Annotated in this window: 24 protein-coding genes; 14 read left to right on the top strand and 10 right to left on the bottom strand. The window is 28.5% G+C overall.

Features of this window, described 5'->3' with window-relative positions:
* Nucleotides 1-2 precede the first annotated feature (2 nt).
* Nucleotides 3-1,121 carry a homoserine O-acetyltransferase MetX gene (gene metX, locus AC5SL3_RS05930; protein WP_020168877.1) on the bottom strand — a complete coding sequence of 373 codons (1,119 nt, stop codon included), beginning with the start codon at nt 1,119-1,121 and terminating at the stop codon, nt 3-5.
* Between the two features lie 191 nt (nt 1,122-1,312).
* Between metX and hisC the strand changes: the two genes are divergently transcribed.
* Both hisC and AC5SL3_RS05920 read left to right on the top strand, forming a co-directional pair.
* Nucleotides 1,313-2,395, top strand: a complete 1,083-nt coding sequence (gene hisC, locus AC5SL3_RS05925) for a histidinol-phosphate transaminase (protein WP_494577921.1) — start codon at nt 1,313-1,315, stop codon at nt 2,393-2,395.
* A gap of 2 nt (nt 2,396-2,397) precedes the next feature.
* Nucleotides 2,398-3,294 (top strand): prephenate dehydrogenase, encoded by an 897-nt coding sequence (locus AC5SL3_RS05920; RefSeq protein WP_484014002.1) that lies wholly within the window; start codon nt 2,398-2,400, stop codon nt 3,292-3,294.
* On the opposite strand, the gene AC5SL3_RS05915 is transcribed toward AC5SL3_RS05920, so the two are convergent.
* The 3 genes from AC5SL3_RS05915 to AC5SL3_RS05905 are packed head-to-tail and all read right to left on the bottom strand — an operon-like array spanning nt 3,291 to nt 6,851.
* On the bottom strand, nt 3,291-4,037 hold the full coding sequence (locus AC5SL3_RS05915) for a C40 family peptidase (protein ID WP_494577919.1): 747 nt from the start codon (nt 4,035-4,037) through the stop codon (nt 3,291-3,293). The two genes, AC5SL3_RS05920 and AC5SL3_RS05915, sit on opposite strands and share 4 nt — an antisense overlap.
* The gene (locus AC5SL3_RS05910) at nt 4,027-5,403 is read right to left on the bottom strand and encodes an AmpG family muropeptide MFS transporter (protein WP_494577917.1); all 1,377 of its coding nucleotides are present in this window, start codon (nt 5,401-5,403) and stop codon (nt 4,027-4,029) included. The genes AC5SL3_RS05915 and AC5SL3_RS05910 overlap by 11 nt, the downstream gene beginning before the upstream one ends.
* A 2-nt stretch (nt 5,404-5,405) precedes the next feature.
* A complete protein-coding gene (locus AC5SL3_RS05905; RefSeq protein ID WP_494577915.1) occupies nt 5,406-6,851 on the bottom strand; it encodes a TrkH family potassium uptake protein in 1,446 nt (481 codons plus the stop codon).
* A 90-nt stretch (nt 6,852-6,941) separates the two neighbouring features.
* Between AC5SL3_RS05905 and AC5SL3_RS05900 the strand changes: the two genes are divergently transcribed.
* Genes AC5SL3_RS05900 through AC5SL3_RS05885 form a run of 4 tightly spaced genes read left to right on the top strand, consistent with a single transcriptional unit; the run spans nt 6,942 to nt 10,487 of the window.
* Nucleotides 6,942-8,504 (top strand): lysine--tRNA ligase, encoded by a 1,563-nt coding sequence (locus AC5SL3_RS05900; RefSeq protein ID WP_494577913.1) that lies wholly within the window; start codon nt 6,942-6,944, stop codon nt 8,502-8,504.
* Nucleotides 8,504-9,556 (top strand): quinone-dependent dihydroorotate dehydrogenase, encoded by a 1,053-nt coding sequence (locus AC5SL3_RS05895; protein WP_494577911.1) that lies wholly within the window; start codon nt 8,504-8,506, stop codon nt 9,554-9,556. Before AC5SL3_RS05900 ends, AC5SL3_RS05895 begins: the two co-directional genes overlap by 1 nt.
* Before the next feature lie 53 nt (nt 9,557-9,609).
* The gene (rpmB, locus tag AC5SL3_RS05890; RefSeq protein ID WP_006997702.1) at nt 9,610-9,933 is read left to right on the top strand and encodes a 50S ribosomal protein L28; all 324 of its coding nucleotides are present in this window, start codon (nt 9,610-9,612) and stop codon (nt 9,931-9,933) included.
* Complete coding sequence (locus tag AC5SL3_RS05885) at nt 9,933-10,487, top strand: queuosine precursor transporter (protein WP_494577910.1); 555 nt, start codon at nt 9,933-9,935, stop codon at nt 10,485-10,487. Before rpmB ends, AC5SL3_RS05885 begins: the two co-directional genes overlap by 1 nt.
* On the opposite strand, the gene speB is transcribed toward AC5SL3_RS05885, so the two are convergent.
* The 3 genes from speB to AC5SL3_RS05870 are packed head-to-tail and all read right to left on the bottom strand — an operon-like array spanning nt 10,484 to nt 13,583.
* Complete coding sequence (speB, locus tag AC5SL3_RS05880; protein ID WP_494577909.1) at nt 10,484-11,359, bottom strand: agmatinase; 876 nt, start codon at nt 11,357-11,359, stop codon at nt 10,484-10,486. The genes AC5SL3_RS05885 and speB overlap by 4 nt on opposite strands.
* Nucleotides 11,360-11,361: 2 nt before the next feature.
* Nucleotides 11,362-12,405 (bottom strand): 1,9-bis(guanidino)-5-aza-nonane synthase, encoded by a 1,044-nt coding sequence (locus AC5SL3_RS05875; RefSeq protein ID WP_494577908.1) that lies wholly within the window; start codon nt 12,403-12,405, stop codon nt 11,362-11,364.
* Nucleotides 12,405-13,583: a type III PLP-dependent enzyme gene (locus AC5SL3_RS05870; protein ID WP_494577906.1), complete on the bottom strand. Its 1,179-nt coding sequence runs from the start codon at nt 13,581-13,583 to the stop codon at nt 12,405-12,407. Before AC5SL3_RS05870 ends, AC5SL3_RS05875 begins: the two co-directional genes overlap by 1 nt.
* 148 nt (nt 13,584-13,731) lie before the next feature.
* Between AC5SL3_RS05870 and AC5SL3_RS05865 the strand changes: the two genes are divergently transcribed.
* Complete coding sequence (locus AC5SL3_RS05865) at nt 13,732-14,295, top strand: ActR/PrrA/RegA family redox response regulator transcription factor (RefSeq protein ID WP_006997707.1); 564 nt, start codon at nt 13,732-13,734, stop codon at nt 14,293-14,295.
* Here the strand turns inward: AC5SL3_RS05865 and AC5SL3_RS05860 are convergent.
* Nucleotides 14,288-14,839, bottom strand: coding sequence for a biotin transporter BioY (locus AC5SL3_RS05860; protein WP_494576670.1), 552 nt, complete (start codon nt 14,837-14,839; stop codon nt 14,288-14,290). The genes AC5SL3_RS05865 and AC5SL3_RS05860 overlap by 8 nt on opposite strands.
* 32 nt (nt 14,840-14,871) lie before the next feature.
* A complete protein-coding gene (locus AC5SL3_RS05855) occupies nt 14,872-15,801 on the bottom strand; it encodes an ABC transporter ATP-binding protein (protein WP_494577905.1) in 930 nt (309 codons plus the stop codon).
* A 50-nt stretch (nt 15,802-15,851) separates the two neighbouring features.
* On the opposite strand from AC5SL3_RS05855, the gene polA reads away from it, so the two are divergent.
* The 7 genes from polA to AC5SL3_RS05820 are packed head-to-tail and all read left to right on the top strand — an operon-like array spanning nt 15,852 to nt 24,349.
* Nucleotides 15,852-18,626 (top strand): DNA polymerase I, encoded by a 2,775-nt coding sequence (polA, locus tag AC5SL3_RS05850; RefSeq protein WP_494577903.1) that lies wholly within the window; start codon nt 15,852-15,854, stop codon nt 18,624-18,626.
* A 50-nt stretch (nt 18,627-18,676) separates the two neighbouring features.
* Nucleotides 18,677-19,384, top strand: coding sequence for a response regulator transcription factor (locus tag AC5SL3_RS05845; protein WP_006997711.1), 708 nt, complete (start codon nt 18,677-18,679; stop codon nt 19,382-19,384).
* Nucleotides 19,384-20,922, top strand: a complete 1,539-nt coding sequence (locus AC5SL3_RS05840; RefSeq protein ID WP_006997712.1) for a sensor histidine kinase — start codon at nt 19,384-19,386, stop codon at nt 20,920-20,922. The genes AC5SL3_RS05845 and AC5SL3_RS05840 overlap by 1 nt, the downstream gene beginning before the upstream one ends.
* Before the next feature lie 43 nt (nt 20,923-20,965).
* Entirely contained in the window at nt 20,966-22,252 is a 1,287-nt protein-coding gene (gene ahcY, locus AC5SL3_RS05835; RefSeq protein WP_494577902.1) for an adenosylhomocysteinase, read from the top strand.
* Nucleotides 22,236-22,694, top strand: coding sequence for a tRNA (adenosine(37)-N6)-threonylcarbamoyltransferase complex ATPase subunit type 1 TsaE (gene tsaE / locus AC5SL3_RS05830; RefSeq protein WP_494577900.1), 459 nt, complete (start codon nt 22,236-22,238; stop codon nt 22,692-22,694). The genes ahcY and tsaE overlap by 17 nt, the downstream gene beginning before the upstream one ends.
* A gap of 3 nt (nt 22,695-22,697) precedes the next feature.
* Complete coding sequence (locus tag AC5SL3_RS05825; RefSeq protein WP_494577898.1) at nt 22,698-23,663, top strand: aminoglycoside phosphotransferase family protein; 966 nt, start codon at nt 22,698-22,700, stop codon at nt 23,661-23,663.
* On the top strand, nt 23,660-24,349 hold the full coding sequence (locus tag AC5SL3_RS05820; RefSeq protein WP_494577897.1) for a sugar phosphate nucleotidyltransferase: 690 nt from the start codon (nt 23,660-23,662) through the stop codon (nt 24,347-24,349). Before AC5SL3_RS05825 ends, AC5SL3_RS05820 begins: the two co-directional genes overlap by 4 nt.
* Here AC5SL3_RS05820 and AC5SL3_RS05815 read toward each other — a convergent pair.
* Entirely contained in the window at nt 24,338-25,054 is a 717-nt protein-coding gene (locus tag AC5SL3_RS05815; RefSeq protein ID WP_494577895.1) for a 2,3-bisphosphoglycerate-dependent phosphoglycerate mutase, read from the bottom strand. The genes AC5SL3_RS05820 and AC5SL3_RS05815 overlap by 12 nt on opposite strands.
* Nucleotides 25,055-25,073: the final 19 nt, after the last annotated feature.

Raw genomic sequence — 25,073 nt, 5'->3', positions numbered from 1 at the left:
GTTTAGTTTTTAGAATAAGCTGTTTTAATATAGTCACCTAGAGTATTTAAAAATTTAGGAACTTTTAAAAGGAATGAATCGTGCCCTTTGTCAGATTCAATTTCAACAAATCCGACCTCAGCACCTATAGCATTTAAGGCTATAACAATTTCTTTATTTTCAGAGGTTGGGTAAAGCCAATCAGAAGTAAAAGATATAATAAGAAACTTAGTTTTAGTTTTTTCAAATGCTTTAGATAAATTACCATGATGTTCTTTTACTAGATCAAAATAGTCCATTGCTCTTGTTATGTATAGGTAGCTATTGGCGTCAAATCTATCAACAAATACAGATCCTTGATATCTTAAGTAGCTTTCAATTTGAAAGTCAGCATCAAAACCAAATTTCAGATCATCTCTTTCTTGTAACTTCCTTCCAAATTTTTCCTGAAGACCATTTTTAGACAAATAAGTTATATGCGCAGCCATTCTTGCAACAGATAATCCTTTATTAGGATTTTTATTTTGATTGGAATAATCACCGTTCTCCCAATTAGCATCAGCCATAATTGATTGTCTACCAAGTTCATTAAAAGCAATGTTCTGTGCCGAATGACTAGCTGTACAGGCTATTGGAATAGCAACTTTTGCTTTATCAGGGAAGTTATTAACGAATTGAAGTGTCTGCATACCACCCATTGATCCACCCATAACAGCAAATAATTTTTCAATATTAAAAAAATTTAAGAGATTAAATTGCGCGTTAACCATGTCATTAATAGTAATAACAGGAAAAGTAGTGCCATATTTTTTATTGGTATCAGGGTTAATATCACTAGGACCAAATGAACCCATGCACCCACCAATAACATTAGCACAAATTACAAAGTATTTATCAGTATCAATAGCTTTACCAGACCCAACAGCATAAGACCACCAACCTTCTTTTTTAGTAATTGGATTTATTCCAGATACAAATTGATCACCAGTCAAGGCATGAAAAATAAGAATAGCATTATCTTTATTCTCATTTAGAGAGCCATAAGTCTCATAAGCAAGAGAATAATTATTGATAGTTTGGCCACAATCTAATTTTAATGGTTTATCAATTATAATATTTTTTATGTTCACATTTATATTCATAAGTATTAGCCAAATTTGAATTGTGAGACAAAAAAACTTATTTAGCGGTTTTTTTTAAGCGCTCGCAATTCAGTTAAATCAGCGCATATTTTTTGTACTAGATAGCATTTCTTATGTCAATTTTTTTAAAAAATGACTTATTCTATATGAAAGGATAATATTTTATTTATAAGGTAAATTAAATTAATATAATGACAGTTCCAAAATTTAAAAAATTCAAAATAGAGGCTTATAAACCAGGTAAGTCAAATATAGCAAAAATACGAAATATTATAAAATTATCAGCAAATGAGTCAGCTCTTGGTGTAAGCCCGAAAGTAAAGAAAATTTTACAGAATAAAAAATTGTTAATATCGAGGTATCCAGATGGTAAAGCAAAAAACTTAAGAAAAGAAATTTCAAAGAAATTTAAGTGTGATTTTGAGAGAATAATTTGTGGTGCAGGGTCAGATGAAATTATTCAAATGATTTGTCAGTTATACTTAAAACCTTCTGATGAAGTGATTGTTCCTCAATATAGCTTTTTAATGTACAGGATATATGCACAAATAGTGGGGGCAAAAGTTGTTTTTTCTAAGGAAAAAAATTTTAAAGTTTCGATAAATGAAATTATTAAGAAAGTAACAAGAAAAACCAAGCTTGTTTTTATTGCTAATCCAAATAACCCAACAGGAACATACTTAACTAGAGCAGAATTAATAGACTTAAGAAAGAAATTAAATAAAAACATTTTACTAGTTTTAGATGATGCGTATTTTGAATATATGAAAAATAAAGATTATAAATCTGGTTTAGATTTATTTAAAAATAAAGATAATGTTGTTGTGATAAGAACTTTTTCAAAAATATATGGACTGGCCTCCTTAAGAGTTGGCTGGGGTCATGGGCCAAAAAAAATTATATCTGCAATGAACTTAATTAGACCGCCATTTAATGTAAATCAAGTTGCACAGATGGCAGCAATAGAAGCTTTAAAAGATAGAAAATTTATTAATAATTCTGTGAAACACAATATTAGAGAAGCAAATAAAGTTAGAAATGTTTTACAAAAACTAAAAATTTTCTCAAATGAAGTAACGGCTAATTTTTTACTATTAAATTTTGATAGATGTAAATTTTCAGCTAACTATATTTTTAACAAACTGCAGTCAAAAGGAATTATATTAAGATCTACAGAGGATGGGTATAATATTAAAAATAAATTAAGATTAACAATTGGATCAACAAAAGAGAATATGAGATTCATAACAACAATTAAGGCTATCTTTAATTGATTATGAAAAATGTTTTAATTATAGGCTGTGGTTTAATTGGTTCTTCATTATTAAGAGCAATTTCTGAAAAAAAAATAGCTAAAAAAATATTTGTCTATGAAAAATCAAAATCAAATATTTTAAAAATCAAAAAATTAAAATTACCATGTGAAATTACAAATGATTTAAAGCAAATTATCCCAAACTTAGATTTGATAATATTTTGTACTCCACTAGGAGAATATGAAAAAATAATTTTAAAGATAAACAGATATTTATTACCCAAAACTATTATTACAGATGTTGGATCATCTAAAGAAAAGTCTATGGATTTGATTAAAAGAAAATTAAAAAAAGGAATTTTTTGGACATCCAGTCACCCTATTGCAGGTTCAGAAGTTAGTGGCCCAGAAAATGGAGTAAAAAATTTATTCCTTAATAAATGGTGCATATTAATAAAAGAAAAAAATACCAACAGAAAACATCTTCTGATACTTACCAAGTTCTGGAAAAAAATTGGTTCAAAAGTTGCAATTATGGACTCAAAAAAACATGATACGGTTTTTTCTATGACCAGTCATTTGCCTCATTTAATTGCATATAATTTGGTTAAAACAGCTACAGACTTTGAAAAACAACAAAGATATGAATTAATAAAATTTAGTGCTGGTGGTTTGAGAGATTTTTCAAGAATTGCTGCATCTAATGAAATTATGTGGAGAGATATTTTTTTTAATAATCAAAAAAATATTTCAAAAGTTATTGATCTGTTTATTAAAAATTTACGTTCATTTAAAAGAGATATACAATTTAAAAATAATAAATCTATTATTAAAAAATTAGTTAATACTAAGAAGGTTAGGAAAAAAATAATTAAATTAAAACAAGATATTAATAAACCAGATTTTGGAAGAAATTAGTATTTTATAGAGGATATTTTTTTTACAGTTAATTTTGCTGTTCTTTCAATTCTATTTATTGTCTCTTTTATATTCATAATCAAAACTTTCTTTTCAGGACCATATGCATGAATTAATTTTTGAGCGTTAATACAGACAGCAACATGACCTTTCCAAAAAATAATATCACCTTTTTTAAAAACTTTACTTCTATTTTTTTTTGCTGAATATTTTATTTGGTCTTTTGTGTCTCGTGGATAAAATTTATTATTATAGTAAAAAAATAATTGTAAAATAGCAGAGCAGTCTATACCTCTATAAGTTTTACCACCCCATATATATTTAATTTTTAAAAACATTTTTAATACTTTTAAATAATCTTTTTCAATATGATTAATTTTTTTTATATTATCTTTTTTAATCCATTTATTTTTTTCAAACTCTATGAATTTTTTATTTTCATGAATCATTGAAATTCTTGATGCAAAGGGCAAAAAATTTTTTGTTTTATTTTTTTGTTTATTATAAATATTTGCTTTTAGAGTAAATATTTTATGGGTTGATTGGTGATCTTTTGTGTAATCTTTATTTTTTATGTATCCAGTATAATTATCGAATAAAGTCTTTATTTTTATCCAATTTTTATTCTTAGATAAAATTTTAAATTTTTCTCCGTACAAAATTTGAGAGGTAACCTCAGAAAATGCATTGGGCTTTTTATAGATATTTGATAATGGTTTTTTATAAAAATAACTATCTTTCATGAAGTTTTAATTTATCTTTTATAAGCCATAAACAAATCAAAGAAGGTATTACCATGATGGCTGTAATGATAAAAAATACTCCCCAATCTCCATTAAGCCAATCTACTAACGCTCCAGATGATGATGCAAGTGTAGTTCTACCTGCAGTTCCAATTGATGCAAGTAACGCGTATTGGGTTGCAGTATATGTTCGGTCTACTAGTAATGAAATAAATGCTACAAATGCAACTGTTGCAAATGCTGCTGCTATATCATCAAATATGACAGCTACTGCGAATAATAACTCGGATTTATCACTCCACGCTAAGACTGTGAATAATAAGTTAGTTGAAGCCATTAATATTCCTGCAACAAACATTGCTTTTAAAACACCAGATCTAATTACAAAAAGTCCACCCAGCAATGTAAACATAACTGTAGTAATCCAACCTAAAGTTTTAGAATAAATTGCAATATCACCTTTAGAGAAGCCTATTTCTTTATAAAAAACTATCGACATACGTCCAAGAAAGGCTTCACCAATCTTAAATAAAAAAATAAAACTTAAAATTCCAACAGCAATTGTAAAACCATTTTTCCTAAAAAAGCTTATTATAGGGCCACCTAATGTGCTGCTTATCCATGTTATAAAATTAGTTATAATATTTTTTGACCCAAGTTTACTTTCTATAAGTTTATCAGTTTCTTTTTGTTTTTTTTGTCTGTCAGTATAAAGGGGCTCATGAACAAACATCAAACCTATGTTCATTAAAATTACTAGAATTCCTAAAATTAAAAATGTAATTTGCCAGTAATTTGTAACACCCATATTCTCTAAATATTCTGCTGTAAATAGAGCTATTACACCACCTAATTTGTATCCACTCCACCAGCCAACAACAGCCATAGCAGCGCCAGCAGCCATTGATTTACTTTCGTGTTCACCTATTTGTTCAATTCTTAAAGCATCAACTGTAATATCTTGTGTGGCTGATGCTATAGCAATAATTAAACCAACTGTAATTAGTAGCGCAAGGTTTTCGGTAGGATTAATGAAACTCCAAGTAACAAGACAAGTTAAAATAGTAATTTGCATTAAAACTATCCAGCCTCTTCTATGACCAAGTTTTTTTGTTAGGTAGGGTATTTGAAATCTATCAATAAGGGGGGCCCATAAATAATTAAAAGCATAAACAGCAAATATTAGTCCTGCCCAACCAATTGTTGATCTGCTTAAGCCCTCTTCTTTGAGCCATAGACTTAAGCTGCTTCCAATTAAAACCCAGGGAAAACCAGAGATTGCACCTAATAATAATATTCTAAGCATTCTCTTATCAAAGTAGACAGCAAAATTTTCTGATAAGGATTTTTTTTTAATTTCAATCATAGTTAATTTCTCCAAAATGATGGAAGAAACAATACAAGTATAGCAAATAATTCTAATCTACCCAATAACATTCCAAGACTTAAAATCCATTTAGATATTTCTGGTAAGCTTGAAAAATTGCCATTAGGGCCAATTGTAGAGCCCAATCCTGGACCAACATTTGAGATAGAAGTTGCGGCACCAGAAATTGAAGTAACAAAATCAAGACCACTTAAAGATAAAAATGCAGTTATTAAAAAAAATATAACCAAATAAAGAAAGATAAAAGAAATGATGGAAGCCATAAATTTATCATCAACATTATTTTTATCATATTTTATTATGAATATGCCTTTTGGATAAATAATCCTTTTTAATTGATTAATAATAAAAAGATATAAAATTTGAATTCTAAAAATTTTAATTCCACATGTGGTAGAACCAGCACAACCACCAATGAACATTAAAGTTAGAAAGAAAATGAGTGGAAAATTACCCCATCCATCAAATTCTCCAGTAACATATCCCGTTCCACTTAATATAGAGATAACATTAAAACAAATAGTCCTAATATTTATTTGAGAAAAATCTTTGTTGTGAAAAAGTAAATAAATAAAAAGTATAATAATTGAAAAAATAATAATTTTTAAAAACGACTTTATTTGAACATCAGAGATAAGAATTTTTCTGTCTCCATTTAAAAACTTTATATAAGCAATAAAAGGTAAGCTCCCTAATATGATGAAAACCATGGATGATATTTCGATAGGTAGACTATTAAAATATCCAATAGATTCGTTATAATTTGAAAAGCCACCAGTTGCTATCGTGGTCATTGAATGAGTTAAGCTATCAAAAATACTCATACCAAAAATTTTATATGTAGAAGCGCAAAGGACGGTTAAACCTAAATAAACGTAAATTAGTCTAAGTGAAATTTCTTTTGATTTTGGTAATAGCTTTTCAGAAGAATCATTACTTGAAATTTTAAACAATTGCATTCCACCAACATTCATTATTGGCATTAAGGTTATTGCCATTACAATAATACCAATTCCACCTAACCATTGAAGCATTGCGCGCCACAAAAGTATCGATCTAGGAGCACTCTCTAAGTTGGAGATAATTGTCGACCCTGTAGTAGTGATTCCAGACATACTTTCAAAGAAAGAGTCAGTAATTGAAAGCTCTAGGGTAGAAAAAATAAAAGGTAAAGAACCAAATATTGCAATACTTAACCAAGAAAGAGCAGTTAATAAGAACGCTTGTTGTAGATTTAATTTTTTATCATGATTTAAATTTGTTAAAAAAAATAAAACACCAAATATTATAGAAATTATAGAGCCTCCAATAAAAGAGGAGTCAATTTCTGAATATATAAACTGAGCTATAATTGGAACCATCATGGAAATTCCAAGAATAATTTGCAAAACACCCAAGGTAAAAAAAACAGTTTTATAATTAGACATTTTGAAAGAACATTATTTTATGGTAAATAAATTTCAACTCTATAAGAATTAATAAAAACACCAAATATAAGATATTTGTTATTAAACAAAGTGATTGAAAAAGATAATTTAGATAAAACTAACGCATGGCCCTTTGTTGAGGCTAAAAAATTACTGCGTGAAAGAAAGTCCTTTATTGATAAAAAAGGTAAAATAATTTTACAAACTGGTTATGGTCCAAGTGGGCTGCCCCATATAGGTACATTTGGTGAAGTTGCAAGAACATCGATGATGGTTAATGCTCTAAAACAACTCACCGATATACCAACGGAAATCATAACTTTCTCTGATGACATGGATGGCTTTAGAAAAGTTCCAGAAAATGTTCCAAATCAAGAGCTCTTAAATAACAATCTTCATAAGCCTTTAACTCAAGTGCCAGATCCATTTGAAAAATTTTCAAGTTTTGGTGAACATAATAATGAAATGTTAAAAGATTTTTTAAATAAATTTAATTTTGAATATAATTTTCAAAGCTCTTCAGTTCTTTATAAAGGTGGTTTTTTTAATCCCACATTACAGATAATCCTAGAAAATTATCAAGGTATTATGGATATAATTCTTCCAACACTAGGAAAAGAAAGACAAAAAACTTACAGTCCATTTTTACCAATTTGTCCAGACACCGGTAAGGTTTTAGAAATTCCAGTTTTAGAAATACAAAAAGAAAAATCCAAAATTATATTTGATAATAATGGAAAAAAACTTGAGGCAAGTATCTTCGGTGGGAATTGCAAACTACAATGGAAAGTAGATTGGGCAATGAGATGGTACGCTCTTGATATAGATTTTGAAATGTATGGAAAAGATCTAATTGAAAGTGCAATATTATCATCAAAAATAATCAAGTTAATTGGAAAAACAAACCCATCTGGGTTTGCTTATGAGCTTTTTTTAGATGAAAAAGGAGAAAAAATATCCAAATCAAAAGGAAATGGAATTACAATTGATCAGTGGCTGGAGTATGCATCACCCGAAAGTCTTTCATTGTATATGTATCAAAATCCCAAAAGAGCAAAAAAACTATATAAAGAAATAGTTCCTAAAACAGTCGATGAGTACTTGGACTTTATAGAAAAAGCTAAAACACAAAATGAGCTGCAGCTATTAATGAATCCTGTTTGGCATGTGCATAATGGATTAATTCCTAAAGAAGATACTATTATGAGTTTTTCAATGCTTTTAAATTTAGTAGAAACGAGCAATGCAGATTCTAAGGAATTGCTTTGGAAATTTGTAAAAAAATATAAAAAAAATCTCTTAGAAAAAGAACATCCAATTTTTGATAATCTAATTGGTTATGCAATTAAGTATTTTAATGATGTAATAAAATTACAAAAAAAATATAAAAAACCGGATGCAAGTGAAAAATTAGCACTAGAGGCATTAGTTAAGTCTCTTGATAGCTGCAATGATAAGATGTTGCCTGAGGATATTCAGACATTAATTTATTCAACGGGAAAAGAAAATGGTTACGCAGAAAACTTGCGTGATTGGTTTAAATTAATTTATGAGGTTGTTTTTGGAGATGAAAATGGACCAAGAATGGGATTTTTTATAAGTTTTTTTGGAGTAAACGAAACTAAAGAGTTAATTAAAGAAAAAATAAAATAATGTTTTCAAAATTCAGATCACTAATTTTCAAAATTGATCCTGAAACTGCTCATAATTTAGCAATTAAATCTTTAAAACTAAACATATTACCAAACATAGCTGATCAAAATAAAGGAGATCCAATATTTAAGACTAATTTATTTGGTAAGAATATAGATAATCCAATAGGAATGGCTGCCGGGTTTGATAAAAATGCTGAAGTTTATAACCCTCTGTTTAAACTTGGGTTTGGTTTTGTTGAAGTAGGAACGGTTACCCCACTTGAGCAATATGGAAATCCAAAGCCAAGAGTTTTTAGGTTAGTTGAAGATCAGGCTCTTATAAATAGGTTAGGTTTTAATAATTTAGGAGCAGAAAATATTAGCCATAGAATTAGATCTAATTCACATAAAGGTTTATTAGGAATCAACATAGGTCCCAATAAAGATAGTGAAGATAGATTAAATGATTATTTGATTGGACTTAGAAACTTTTATGATATCGCTGACTATATTACAGTTAATATTTCTTCGCCTAACACAGAAAATCTAAGAGCTTTTCATGATGAGACTAAATTTGATGAATTGTTGAATGCAATAGAAAAAGAAAAAGTTAAACTTAAATCAAAAATTCCAATTGTAGTAAAAATCTCTCCAGATATTTCAGACGAACAAATTGAACTAATAAGTAAAATTTTAATTAAACATAAAGTTAGTGCAATAATTATTTCAAATACAACAGCTAAAAATAGAGAAAAATTGAATAATATTTTAAAGCATCAAAAAGGTGGGCTATCAGGCAAGCCACTAGAGGAAGAGGCTAATAAACTAATAAGTAAGTTTTATAAACTGCTTAAGGGTAAGATCGAAATTATAGGTGTAGGAGGTGTGGACTCGGGAGAAAGTGCTTATAAAAAATTTCAGGCAGGAGCTAGCTATGTTCAGTTATATACAGGAATGGTTTTTCAAGGACCAAACATTGTAGGAAAGATAAAAAAAGAGCTTAAAGAAATATTAATTGAGGAAGGTATTAAGAATTTTAAAGAAATAATAGGAAAGAAGCTGACTAATTGATCCTAATAAACTTGACGAGATCATGAACACATCTTATATAGTCACTAAATATTATGTCTAAAAAATGTGAATTAACTGGTAAAATTCCTATGAAAGGTCACAATGTTAGTCACGCTAACAATAAGACTAAAAGAAGATTTCTACCTAATTTAAAAAAAGCTAAATTTACAAGTGAACTTTTGAAAAGAAGCCTAACTTTAACAGTTAGTAATGCCGGTGTTAGAAGCGTTGATAAAAAAGGTACTTTTGATCAGTTTTTAAAGACTGTAAAAAATAAAAATATTTCGCCTAGACTAAAAAAATTAAAAAAAAGTATATTAATTAAATCACCTTTTATTAAAAAAGCACCAAAAGCATCTCCTAGTAAATCAGCTTAATGAAAAAGTTTTTTATACTACTCTCATTTATAATGGGAGTTGTTGTCTTAACTTCAAATTATTTAGTACAATTTCCAATCAATTATTATGGTTTAGAAGAAATATTAACTTATGGTGCTTTTAGCTATCCAGTTGCTTTTTTAATTACGGATCTGGCAAATAGATCTTATGGCAAGGTTGTAGCTAGAAAAATTGTTTATATTGGTTTCATTATAGGGATTGTATTTACTCTTTTCTTTTCAACAAATTTTGCAGACTTAATTTCAGTTAGAATTGCTATAGGTTCAGGTATAGCATTTATGGTTGCACAGTTGTTAGATGTTCAAATTTTTGACTATTTAAGAAAAAAGAAATGGTTTGTTGCTCCATTAACTTCCTCGTTACTCGGGTCTACTGTTGACACATTTTTATTCTTCTCCATTTCATTTTATGCAACGGGAATACCATGGGTCACTTTATCTCTAGGTGATTTAGCTGTTAAAATATTTGTTGCTTTAGCAATGTTAATTCCATTTAGATTATTATTAGGAACTTTTAAAGCTTCAAAAGCTTAGTATAAAAATTTGTACGACAATATTTTATAAGCAAGTTTTGCTACAAGAAAATTGTAAGAATTAAAACCTTTTATAGGTGAAAGTTCATTTATATCTGCACCAACAATATTAGAGTTTTTAGCAGCTATCCGTATGATATCTAAAGTTTCATCCCATAATAGTCCACCTGGTTCAGGTGTGCCTGTTGCGGGCATTATGCTTGAATCTAAACCATCAACATCAAATGTTAAATAAACTGTTTTATCCTTTATCATTTTTTTAAATTTTTTTAGGTTCCATTTATTTTTGTCTTTTGCCCAAAAAATATCAATCCTAGATGAGTTTTTTTTTAAGAATGGTATTTCACTTTGAGATATATTTCTGATCCCAAATGAAATTATGGAAACATTTTTATGATCAAGACATCTCTTAATAGCTGAAGCATGTGAAAATTTTTCACCATTATAACTCTCTCTTAAATCTGCATGCGCATCAAAATGTAGCAAACATATATCTTTGTATTTTTTTACAAATGGAGCAATACATCCAGGTGTTATTGAGTGCTCTCCACCAAAAGTGATTGGAAATAATTTTTTATCTAATATTTCTTGATTTATATCAGACATTTTTTTAAGAGCTTTTTTAATGTCTTTATCAATTTTAAATGGTTTTAAAGTTTTAATCCCAATTTTTTTATAGGGTTCACAATGTAACTCTTCATCATATAGCTCCACTTGATGAGATGCTTTGATGATTTCTTTAGGGCCATTACGAGTGCCACCACCATAACTTACAGTTTTTTCTAAACCAAATGGAACAACTACTACTTTTTCTTTAAAATTAACATCATTGTCAATTCCTAGAAAACCATTTTTATTAGAAAGATATTTCAATTTTATTTAAATATTTTTGAGAAGTTTTTTCTCGTTCTATTTTTCCAGTCACCTTTATGATAAGCATCGCTTGCAATCAAAGGAAGGACACTAGTTGCTTCTGCAAAAACCATTTGTTCTTTTGCAATATCTACTTTACCCCACGAGCTTGCCTCTTTTAATGTAGAGCTGCTGCAAGCACCATCCCTAGAGTCTGCTACTGTAATTTGAACTGCATACTTATGCATCTCAACCTCTTTTCCTAAAAGTTCAGCACAGATAACAGTATCTTGAACAAAGTTTTTAGGTACTCCTCCACCAATCATAAATAAGCCAGATCCTTTTGATTGAATCTTTATTTCAGTTAATTCACGAAGCTCTCTAATAGAATCTATCGTAATATGGTTTTTAGGATTATTTTCTTGATGAGTGACCAATCCAAAACCAGCACTTGAGTCTGTAAATGCAGGACAAAAAATGGGAACATTATTGTCATATGCAGTTTCAATTAAAGAATCTTTTTTTTTAGAATTTTTCTTTAAATATTTTCCCATTTCATAAATAAATTCTCTTGATGTGTAACTTCTAGGATCAAGTGTATCTGCTATTTCACATATTTTTTGATCACATTCCTGTAATTCATCTTCATCAATATATGTATCGTAAATTCTATCTATATAATTTTTTCTTAATTCAGTGTCATCTTGAAATTGTGAACCTTGATAATGTTTAAAGCCTAAAGCTTCAAAAAAATCCATATCAACTATTGAAGCCCCTGTAGCAATAATTGCATCAACCATATTATATTTAACTAAATCTTTATAAATATTCATACATCCCGCAGCAGAAGTTGAACCAGCAAGTGTTAAAAAAATTGTACAATCCTTATCTTGAATCATTTCATTAAAAATGTTGGCTGCATTTGCTGTTTCTCTTGAAACAAAAGACATTTTTTCCATTGAGGAAATTATCTTTCTTGCATCAAACGATGTAATATCTATGTGTTCAACTGGATTTTGTAAGAAGCTTTTTTTACTATTATGAGTTAAATTTTTGTTTTTTGACATTAGGCAACTAGTATAGCTTTATTGCTATCTTTACCGTACAGGGTCATTATTGGCTCATCTTCTACTTCATAAATCTCATTAGAATAAAAACCATTAAATTGAGTTCTAAAAGTTAGACCGTAGGCTCCAAGCTGACCTAATTCAATATAATCATTTTCTTTAATATTGTTTGGAAGTAAAAATGGCCCTTTCATGTAATCCATGCTATCGCAGGTGGGACCATAAAAATCAAAAGCAGTTAATTTTTTTGATATTATCTTGCTAGATTTAATTAAACGAGATGGGTAAACCATATTTGGTGTGCCAGCATCAAAAAGAGTTCCGTATGTTCCATCATTTATATAAAGTTTTTGTTTTTTTCTAAGATTTACTCTCACAATTGTAGAACCACTTTCTGCAACTATTGCTCTTCCAGGCTCACATAATAATTCTGGAAGTTTTTCTAGTTCTAAATTAATTAAACTTTTTTTTATTTCTTCAAAATAATTTTCTAAAGGTTGAGGTACTAAATCTGGATAGATTGCAGGAAATCCACCACCAATATTAATGTAATCAGGAATAATTTTTGTTTTTTTTATTATGTTTCCGATCTCTCCAATTCCTTTTGCATAAGAAATTGGGTGCATACATTGAGAGCCAACGTGAAAACTTAAGCCGATTTTTTTTGCATATTGTTTCGTTAGTCTTAATAAACCAGTAGCTTCAGAGGTTAAAACACCAAATTTTTTAGATAGATCTATTTCAGCATGCTCATTTGAAACAGCAACCCTTACAAATAGTTCAAGATCTTTTGCTTGATTGGTTGCTTCAATAATTTTTATTAATTCATCTTTAGTATCTAAAGAAAAAGCTTTGATATTGTAGTTAAAGTAAGCTTCCTTAATACTTTCTCTACTCTTAACAGTATGCATATATGAGCATTTTGCATCAGAAGAGATAGCTCTTATGTCTTTAATTTCTTGAATAGAAGCTACATCAAAGTTTTCAATTCCACTTTCTACTATTGTTTTTAAAACCTCAGGATGTGAGTTAGTTTTAACAGCATATAGAACTTTACCAGGAAATTTATTCCTAAAATAAGTAGTAGCAGACTGTATAGATTTTTTTCTAATACAATAAATAGGCTTTTCTGGTTTTAGTTGATTTATAAGCTCATCAACTGTTTTAAATTTTTGCATTTCATATGTCTCCAAAAAAAATTTAATAAAAAAAAGTTCTTAAATACTTAAAAACTTTCATATAAATCATGCAATTAAGGCAATACTTAATTAATGTAAAGCAAATAATGGGTGTTGAAATTATCAGATAAGGCACCATATTAATAATATGGTTGAAGCAGCTAATTTAAAAAAATTAAGTGATTTTGATAATAAATCCTTATTAATTGTTGATGATGACAATCCCTTTAGAGACAGGCTTGCAAGAGCAATGGAAAAAAAGGGATTTGAGGTTTTTCAAGCTGAGGGTGTACAAAAAGGAATACTGTCTGTTAAAGAGAAAAAACCAGCTTTTGCAGTTGTCGACTTAAGACTAGCTGATGGAAATGGACTTGAAGTAGTAAAGCAAATTCAAATTTCTAATCCAAGCAGTAGAATTATAATGTTAACAGGATATGGAAATATTCCAACGGCTGTTGCTGCGATTAAAGAAGGTGCAATTGATTACTTAGCAAAGCCAGCAGACGCAGATGATGTTGAGAAAGCATTACTAGCCGATCCGGAGAAAAAAGCTGAACCACCAGAAAACCCTATGTCAGCTGATAGAGTTAAGTGGGAACATATTCATAGAGTTTTTGAACTATGCAATAGAAATGTATCTGAGACTGCTAGAAGACTTAAAATGCACAGAAGAACGTTACAAAGAATTTTATCTAAAAGATCTCCTAGATAAATTTTCTAAATTTGATAATTTTTTTAGCCAATATAGCCAATAAGCAAATTTTAAATAATTCAGCTAATAAAAATGGTGTCACTCCTAATTGAAGAATTGGTTTATCCCATCCAATTAAAGTTCCCAACCAAATAGCTCCAAATACATAGATTGCAGAAACAGAAAATATTAATTTTCCAAAAATTATAAAAATATTTTTATTAAGATTTAAATAGCCTGCAAAAAAAGAAGCAAATAAAAATCCAATTAAATATCCCATTGTTGGACCAGTAAAATAAACTATTCCAATACCTTTTTCTGGTGAGTTAGAAAATACAGGCATACCCAGAATACCCTCCAGAAGATAAACAGCTACAGATGCCAGGCCAATTTTATACCCAAAAGCAATTCCTAAAAAAAGAACTACAAAAGTTTGCATTGTCATAGGCACAGGATAAAATGGTATTTTTAATTTAGCTGAAATAGTTAAAGCCATTGTTCCTATAAAAATTAGAATAAATGTTTTTAATACTTTTTGAATTGTATTTGTTTTTAATAGATCCATATCCACAAATTACTATTTATTAATGTGATAATCTAGTTTTTTATTAATCTTAAAAAAACATCCTCTAAATCACCGTCGTCAGTTGAAATATCTATAATTTTGACGTTATTTTTCTTAATTAAATTAATTAATTCTTCCATATTAATTTTACTTTTTTCATAAGAAACACAAACTTCGTTATCTAAGTGTGAAACTATTTTTAAAGATTCTAGATCATCATCGTTAATATTTATCTTTATATCGGTTTTAAAAGTTACTTTTTTGGTTTGAATTCTATCTAATAAATTCTTAGTGCTGTCTAGAGCAACAATATTTCCTTTATTTAAAATAGCTATTCTTTCACACATTTCCTCAGCCTCCTCAAGGTAATGAGTTGTTAAAATGATTGTTACACCAAGTTCATTTAATAATTTTACATTTTTCCATAAATTTTGTCTTAATTCCACATCAACACCAGCCGTAGGTTCATCTAGAATAACTATTGGTGGCTGATGAACTAAAGCTTTAGCCATTAACAATCTTCTTTTCATTCCACCAGATAAACTTCTAGCATAGCTGTTAGCTTGTTTTTCTAAGGACACCAATTTTAGAATTGTGTCTGTAATTCTGTCTTTTTCCTTAATTCCATAAAGACCAGCTTGTAATTCTAATAATTTTTTTGGGCTAAAAAATGGATCAAGATTTACTTCTTGAGGAACTATTCCAACTGAAGCTCTAACTTGTCTTGGGTTTTTATCTAAGTCAAAACCCCAGACACTTACTTGTCCTTCTGTTTTTACCACTGTTCCAGCTAAAATATTTATAAATGTTGTTTTTCCAGCACCATTAGGACCAAGAAGGCCAAAAATTTCTCCTTCTTTCACGTCTAAGTTTAAATCGTTTAATGCAAGGTTGTCCCCAGCTTGTTTGTTTGAATAAATTTTTTTTAAATTTTTAACAGAAAGTATATTTTTTTGCTCCATGCGTGGTAATACATTTATAGTATTTAAAATATTTAAGATAATATTATTTAATGGATAAAATAAAAAAAAAAGATCATTTTTATTTAATAGATGGTTCAGGTTACATTTTTAGAGCTTATTATGCATTACCACCCCTAACTAGAAAAAGTGACGGTCTTCCAGTAGGTGCAGTTAGTGGATTTTGCAGTATGCTATTTAAACTATTAGAGGATTCAAAATCAAATGAAAATCTTCAAAAACCAACACACTTTGCTGTAATATTTGATGCTGCTAGAAAAACTTTTAGAAATGAAATTTATTCAGATTATAAAGCTAATAGATCAGAAGCCCCAGATGATTTAGCACCACAGTTTGAATACATAAGAAAGTCTGTAGTTGCTTTTAATTTACCATCTGTAGATCTTCCAAATTATGAAGCAGATGATTTAATAGCCACTTATGTAGAACAAATTTTAGCAAAGGGTGCAAAGGTGACAATAGTCTCTTCAGATAAAGACTTAATGCAATTGTATAGAAAAGACGTTCGTATATTCGATCCTATGAAAAATAAATTTATAACACCTGAAGATATAATAACTAAATTTGGAGTGGGCCCAGAAAAAGTTATTGATGTTCAATCCTTAGCTGGAGACAGTAGCGATAATGTTCCAGGTGTACCTGGGATAGGTGTAAAAACTGCAGCAGAACTGATTAATAAGTATGGAACCCTAGAAAAATTATTAGATAACGCTCAAGAAATAAAACAAAATAAACGAAGAGAAACACTTATAGAGAACAAAGATAAAGCGATAATTAGCAAAAAATTAGTGACACTAATGAAGGATGCTCCAGTTGAAAGAAAGTTAGAGGAATTTCATCTAAAGAAGATTGATAAAGATAAACTATATAAATTTTTAAGAGAAATGGAGTTTAATAGACTTCTTAGTTCTGTCATTTCTGCATACGGAGAACCACTGTTGGAAGAGACAGCAAAAGAGACAAAGCCTGAAAAAAAACATCAAAATATAAGTAAAAAAAATTATCATCTAATTACAAATGAAAAAGAAATAGATGAGTGGATTAACGAAGCAGAAGAAGCTGGAGAGTTAGCAATTGATACAGAAACTAGTTCTTTAGACGCACATCAGACTGATTTAGTGGGAATTTCATTAAGCACTAAAATTGGCAAGGCTTGTTATATTCCAATTGGTCATAAGTTTAAAGGATGTTTAAAAAAAGAAACTGTAATTAAAAAACTCAAACCACTTTTAGAAGACAAGAGTGTAAAAAAAATTGGTCAAAATATTAAGTTTGATTTTATCGTCTTGTATAAACAGGGAATAAATATGAATTCAATGGAGGATACAATGCTGATGTCTTATGTATTAGATGCTGGAAAAAATAGACATAATATGGATACCTTGTCTGAGATTCATCTACAGCATAAAACAATTTCATTTAAAGAAATTGTTGGTACAGGTAAAAAAGAAATAAACTTTAGTGATGTAGAGCTAGATAAGGCAATGGAGTATGCTGCTGAAGATGCTGATATTACTTACAGATTATACAAAACATTTAGTAAAAATTTAAAATTAGAGAAATTAACTAATATTTATGAAATCTTTGAAAAACCTTTAATTAAGATACTAGCATTTATGGAAATTGAAGGAATTAAAATCGATAATAAATTTTTAAAGGTTTTGTCTGAAAAATTTGAAAAAAAAATAAGTAAACTAGAAAAAGAAGTTTTTAAAATTTCAAAAAAAGAATTTAATATTGCATCTCCAAAACAATTAGGTGAAATTATTTATAATGATTTAAAAATTGCTGTACTTAAAAAAACTAGAAAAGGTAGTTTTGCCACAAATGCAAGTGTGTTAGAAGACTTAGCATTCAAAGGACATGAATTTCCAAAATTAATTCTAGATTGGAGACAAGTGTCCAAACTTAAAAACACATACTCAGATGCTTTACCTGAACACATTAATCCAAATACTAAACGAGTTCACACATCATTTTTATTGGCAGCAACAACAACAGGAAGATTAGCATCCAGTGATCCAAACCTACAAAATATTCCTATTAAATCAGAGGATGGTAAAGATATAAGAAAAGCTTTTATAGCAGAAAAGGGCTTCACATTAATATCAGCAGATTATAATCAGATTGAAATGAGAATTTTAGCTGACTTGGCAGAAGTTAAAGAGCTGAAAAAAGCGTTTAATAACAATGAGGATATTCATTCTCTTACAGCAAGCCAGGTATTTAATGTTGATATTAAAAAAGTAGACCAAGACATGAGAAGGAAGGCCAAGGCTATTAATTTTGGAATAATTTATGGTATTTCACAATATGGACTTGCAAAACAAATCAATGTTTCAAATCATGAAGCAGATGAATTTTTAAACGCTTATTTTTTAAAATTTCCTGAAATAAAAATTTATATGGATAATACAATTAAGTTTTGCAGAAAAAGTGGATATGTATCCAATATTTTTGGTCGAAGATCTCACTTTAATGGAATTAATGATAAAAATTTCAATGTGAGAAATTTTCAAGAAAGAGCAGCTATTAATGCTCCTATTCAAGGATCAGCATCAGAAATCATGCGACTTGCAATGATTAGACTTAATAAAAAATTTGAAAGCATTAAAAATAATAAATCAAAAATATTATTACAAATTCATGATGAGTTAATTTTTGAGGTTCCAGTAAAAGAAGTCAAAAATATAACTGAAATAATCAAGGATGAAATGACGAGCGTTACAGAAAGTGATTTACACACTTTTTCAACACCATTGACGGTAGACGTGAATACAGGGGACAACTGGGGAATACTTCATTAATTTATCTCCATTGCCTAAATTAGAACAATTTAGTATTTTTAAAGTAGAATATGCAAACTCAAACAATAGCTCTTATTGATGACGATAGAAATATACTCACAAGTATAAGTATAGCTCTTGAAAAAGAAGGCTTTAAAGTTCAAACTTATATTGATGGAGAAAGTGCTCTAATTGGGTTAACTAGAAATCCACCAGACCTTGCTGTTATAGATATAAAAATGCCAAAAATGGATGGTGAAGAGCTTTTAAAAAAGTTAAGAAAAAAAACTTCCTTGCCTGTAATTTTTTTAACTTCTAAAGATGATGAGATAGATGAATTATTAGGCTTAAAATTGGGTGCAGATGATTTTATAAAAAAGTCAGGAGGTTTTTCCATTAAAGTTTTAATAGAAAGAATAAGAGTTCAGCTTAGAAAAAAAGATATAAACAATAATCTTGAAGACACAAAAAATATTATTTCACATGGGAAGCTAAAACTTGACCCTTCACAACTTGAATGTGAATGGGATAACAAGCAACTACCAGATAAACTAACTACTACAGAATTTTTAATAGTTAAAGAATTAGCAAAGAGACCGGGAATAATAAAAGAAAGAGCTCAGCTTATGGACATTGCCTATCGAGAAGATACTGATATTGAAGATAGAACTATTGATAGTCATGTTAAAAGAATTAGAAAAAAATTTAAAAAAGTTGATCCTGATTTTACAGCTATAGAAACAAGATATGGCAGTGGATACAGATGGAACGTTAGTTAATGTTCAGTAATTTTCTAAAAAGTTTATCTATATTAAAAAAATTTTTATTCATTAATTTGGTTATTTTTTTAATTATAGGAATTTTAACAGCACTTTACATTAGCAATGCAAAACCTAATTTAATAAAAAATAAAACCTCCAAACATATTCAAATAATTAACAATACAATTGAGCATATTTTAAGATTAAATATAAAATTTGAGGAAGAAGATATTAGAAAATTTTTATTTTCAACAAGATTTTTATTTCAAAACTTAGATAGAGTTATCTTATTTGATAATCAATTTAATTTAGTAGGTGATACTGATACCCTAGATTTAGACCCAAGATCCTTTTCTAGTAGACTAGATATAGTCGAGCTTGAAATATTAGACGAAGAAAAAAGCAAAAAAATTGTTGAAACAAAAAATATAAATAAAGAAAAAACCGTTTCATTCAAAGATGTTCTTACTAATTATTCGTGGTCAAAAGATTATGGAAAGCCCTTTACTTTTATACAGGAAGGCTATGATCAATTTTTACTAACAACAGTTAAAAACATAACACTAAATGGAGTTAATATTGGATACCTAGCAATTTCAGAAAATGCTAATGATGTAAAATCTGCTATTGATGAAAGAAAAACATTTATTCTAAGAACAGCAATATTTATAATTATAGTAATATTTATATTCTCTTTTGTTTTAAATAGATATTTTCTAAAACCTATAAAGAACTTAGTAGCATATACAAAAATTATAAAAGAAAAGAGCAAAAAAAAAACAAATATTAATGAACTTAAAAGTAGAAATGACGAGCTAGGAACTTTGTCAAATTCGTTAGATGATATGACAAGTGAACTTCAAAAAAGAATTTCACATGCAGAAAATTTTTCAACTGATCTTGTTCATGAGATAAGAAACCCCTTAACATCATTAAAAAGTGCTTCAGAAATATTGAACGAGACTGATGATCAATCTCAAAGAAGCAAATTAATTAGTATTCTCAATCATGATGTTCAAAGAATTGAAAGATTGATCACTGATTATTCTCAAATACTAAAAGATGAGGTTGCATTAAGTAAAGAGAAAATGAAAAAAATTAATCTCAAATTAATTGCAAGATCTGTAGTAGATGATTTTAATAATATTTATGAAGCAAAAAGAGGGATTAAAATAATGTTAAATGATCAAGATGATCAAGAGGAATATTTTATTAACGGAATAGAAAATAGAATTGAACAAATTATTGCAAATTTATTAGATAATTCAATTTCATTTAGCGATGATAACAAAAAAATCTTAGTTGAAATTTACAAGGGAGATAAAGATAAAATTATTTTTAAAGTTATTGATGAAGGTAAAGGATTTAAGGAAACAGATACAAAAAAAATATTTAATAGATTTTATAGTAATAGACCAGACACCTTTGGTGAGCATTCTGGTTTAGGCTTAAATATAGTAAAAAACCTTGTTGAACTCCATAGTGCTACCATTAATGCCTCAAACAATGTAACGCAAGAAGGTGCAAATGTTGAGATTGTCTTCCCTAAAGTTTAATCATAAGTTGATTAATTAAATTTTTATTATATAAAACTGAGCAATGGATGATTTTAAAGTTAAAGATATATCGTTAGCAGACTTTGGAAGAAAAGAAATTTTGATAGCTGAAAGTGAAATGCCTGGTCTAATGGCATTAAGAGAAGAATACTCAGGAAAAGCACCCTTAAAAGGAGCAAGAATATTGGGATGTCTTCATATGACAATCCAAACAGCAGTTTTAATTGAAACTTTAGTAGAGCTTGGAGCAGAAGTTAGATGGTCTTCTTGTAATATTTTTTCAACACAAGATCATGCTGCTGCAGCAATAGCTAAAGCAGGAATACCAGTTTTTGCTTGGAAAGGTGAAACTGAAGAGGAAGCTGTATGGTGCATCAGACAAACAATAGAAGGTAAAAAAGACTGGAAAGCAAATATGCTATTAGATGATGGTGGTGATTTGACTGCAATGATGCACAGCGATTATAAAGATTTGTTAAAGGAAGTAAAAGGTGTTTCAGAAGAAACAACGACTGGAATTAAAGCATTAAACAAAATGGAAAAAGATGGAACATTAATGATTCCAGCAATTAATGTTAATGACTCAGTTACAAAATCCAAATTTGATAACCTATATGGTTGTAGAGAAAGTCTAGTAGATGGAATTAGAAGAGCCACAGATGTAATGATGTCTGGTAAAGTTGCAATTGTAGCAGGCTTTGGGGATGTTGGAAAAGGTAGTGCTGCATCTTTAAGACAAAGTGGCGCTCGAGTGATGGTTACAGAAGCGGATCCAATTTGTGCACTCCAAGCAGCAATGGAAGGTTATGAAGTAGTTTTAATGGATGAAGCTATAAGTAAGGCAGATATTGTTGTTACTGCTACAGGTAATATAGACATTGTTACTGCAGATCATATGAGAAATATGAAAGATAGAGCAATCCTTTGTAATATTGGACACTTCGATAATGAGATTCAAGTAGAAGCCTTAAAAAATTATAAATGGACAGAAGTAAAACCAGAAGTTGATGAAATAGAATTAGTTGATGGAAAGAGAATTATTCTTTTAGCCAAAGGTAGATTAGTAAATTTAGGTTGCGCAACTGGACATCCAAGTTTTGTAATGAGCGCATCATTTACAAATCAAGTAATGGCACAAATTGAACTTTGGCATAATCATAAAAATTATGAAAATAAAGTTTATGTATTACCAAAATCATTAGATGAGAAAGTGGCAATGCTTCACTTAAAAAAAGTAGGTGCCAAACTTACGAAACTATCAAAAGACCAAGCTGACTATATAAGTGTTGAAACAGAAGGTCCATTCAAACCAGATGCTTATCGCTACTAATAGCGAAAAAATAGATATCTCCCTAGAAGATAAAACATCTGAGCTAGCTAAAAGTTTTTCAAGAACACTACAAAAAGGAGATGTAGCTTATTTTCATGGAGAAATAGGTGTTGGCAAAACCACATTTATAAGACACCTCATTAATAATCTTCAACAATTAAATAAAACCAATTTAACTGAAGTTACTAGTCCTACCTTTAATTTGGTAAATGAATATGATGTTGGAAATTTTATAATACAGCATTATGATTTGTACAGGTTGACTGACTATAGTGAGATAAAAAACATTGGTTTATTTGAAAATAGAGAACAGGTTGTGACATTAATTGAATGGCCTGAGAAAATAAAAGAAACTATTGATTCCAAAATTGATTTACATTTTGAATACAATGATGATTTAAGTAAAAGATATTTAACAATTAAGGGAGTTAAAAATAAATAATAGATGTTACAAACTAATGATAAATTAAAAAAAATTAAAGGTGACGCATCATTTAGATCTTTTTATAGAAAGTCATCATCAAAAAAAAAATCAATCATAGTTTTTGCCTCTAAGGAAAAAGAGAAAAATTTGCTAATATATGATGCAATAAATAGTTTACTAATCAAAAATAAAGTTTTAGCACCTAAACTTTATAGTGAAAATTATAAAAAAAGTTATATAGAAATTGAAGATTTTGGAGACGACTCAGTTTTTAGTTTATTAAAAAAAAATAAAAACCAAAAAGAAACTCTCTATAAAAGATCTATTGATTTACTTGGAGTATTTCAAAAAATTAAACAAAATCGATCTAAAAACTTTAAAGGTAAAACTTATAAAATTCCTATTTATGATAATGTTAAATTATTCAATGAGGCAAATTTATTTTGTGAATGGTATGCAAAAAAATTTGTAAAAAAAAATAAACTAACCAAGTTTAAAATTGATATTAAAAAACAAATTAGGTTTTTATTAACAAACCTTCAATCAAAAGAAAAAGTTTTAGTTCATAGAGATTTTCATGTATCGAATTTAATGAAGTACAAAAATAAAATAGGAGTTATCGACTCACAGGATGCTTTAATTGGAAACAGGGCTTATGATTTAGCTTCCCTAATTGATGATGTTAGATTTAGAACAGATGAAATATTTAAAAATAAAATTTATCGTTATTATCTAAAACTAAATAAAAAAAGAGTTAGCAAGGCTACGTTATTAAGTGATTTTGAAATATTATCCATTTTAAGAAATATGAAAATCATTGGAATATTCACAAGATTGGCCATGAGAGATAAGAAAAAGCAATATTTGAAATTAATTCCCTATGCTTGGAAGTTAATTGAATTAAGAATTTCCAACAATAACAAATTTTCGGAACTCAAAAGCCTATTAGAGCTTAATTTTTCCAAAAAAATAAGAAATCAGAAATGAAGATTAAAGCTGCATTAATTTTATGCGCTGGATATGGTAAGCGCTTAAACCCAATAACACTGACAACCCCGAAGCCTCTACTAAAGATAAACGAAATAACTTTATTAGAAAATTGTATTAATTTAATACATTCTTTGGGAATTGATAAAATTTTAATTAACACATTTTACCTAAGTGAAAAAATTGAACAATTTCTTAAAGATAAGAAATTTAATTTAGAAATTAAAACAATAAATGATGGCCCAAATATTTTAGATACGGGAGGCGGAATTTTAAATTTAATAAATTCATCTAATGAAAAAGATTTTATGATATTTAATCCAGACACCGTATGGAATGAGAATTATAAAAAATATATTAAAGATATGGAGAAATTTTATTTTTTAAATAAAGTTAAAAATGTACTTTTATTAGTTAATGAAAACTTGAGTTTTGACAAAAATTTGAAGGGTGATTTCAATCTTAAAAAAAATATTATAAAAAAAGATGAACTTAATCACTTAATTTATACAGGGTGCCAAATCTTAAACAAGAGTTTATTTGATTCTTATGAGGTAGGTAATTTTTCTATTTCAAATATTTGGAATAAATTAATTGATAAAGACGATTTATATGGTTTTGAGAGTTTTGAAGACTTTAGACATTTAACAGATCTCAATATTTACAAAAAATTATTAAAAAACTAACAAGTCCTTAGCTCTATTTTGATCTAGATAAGAGCATTCTTTAATATTTTGTTTTGAATCTAAATCTATCAAAAGTGGATTGCCTGTTGGTATTTCGAGTAATGTTATCCTTTGATTGTCTAATTTAAATAAAAATTTGCATAACGCTCTTATAGAATTCCCGTGAGCTGAAATTAAAATATTTTTATCATTTTTTAGTTTCATTTGAATTTCATCAATATAAAATTTTATTACTCTTTCGTAGGTATCTTTAAGGGACTCGGTGTCAGGAATATTTTCTTTTGGAATGCTTTTATAAACCTCTATATTTAACGGGTGATATGGATTGTTTCTACTTAATGGATCTGGTTTAATATCCCAAGATCTTCTAAAAGCATGTATTTTATCTTCACCGAGCTTTTCTTTCATTTCATCTTTATTTAGCCCTGTTAAAGCTCCATAATGTCGTTCATTTAATTGCCAGGCTTTAACTGGTTCTCTTTTATCTCTTAATGTGTCCTGAATAAATTTTAGTGTGCTGATAGCCCTTAACTGAAATGACGAATAAAAATAATCAATATCAATTTTAGTTTCCTTAATATACTCTCCAGCCTTGCAGGCCTCTAATTTACCTTGCCCTGTAAGGTCTACATCAACCCAGCCTGTAAATCTTTTCTCAAGATTCCATTCACTTTGACCATGTCTTACTAAAATTAAATGAGCCATTTGATATATTCTGATAACT

The organism is Candidatus Pelagibacter sp. PS_34 (assembly GCF_059417845.1).
This window is presented reverse-complemented; position numbering and strand designations above follow the sequence as displayed.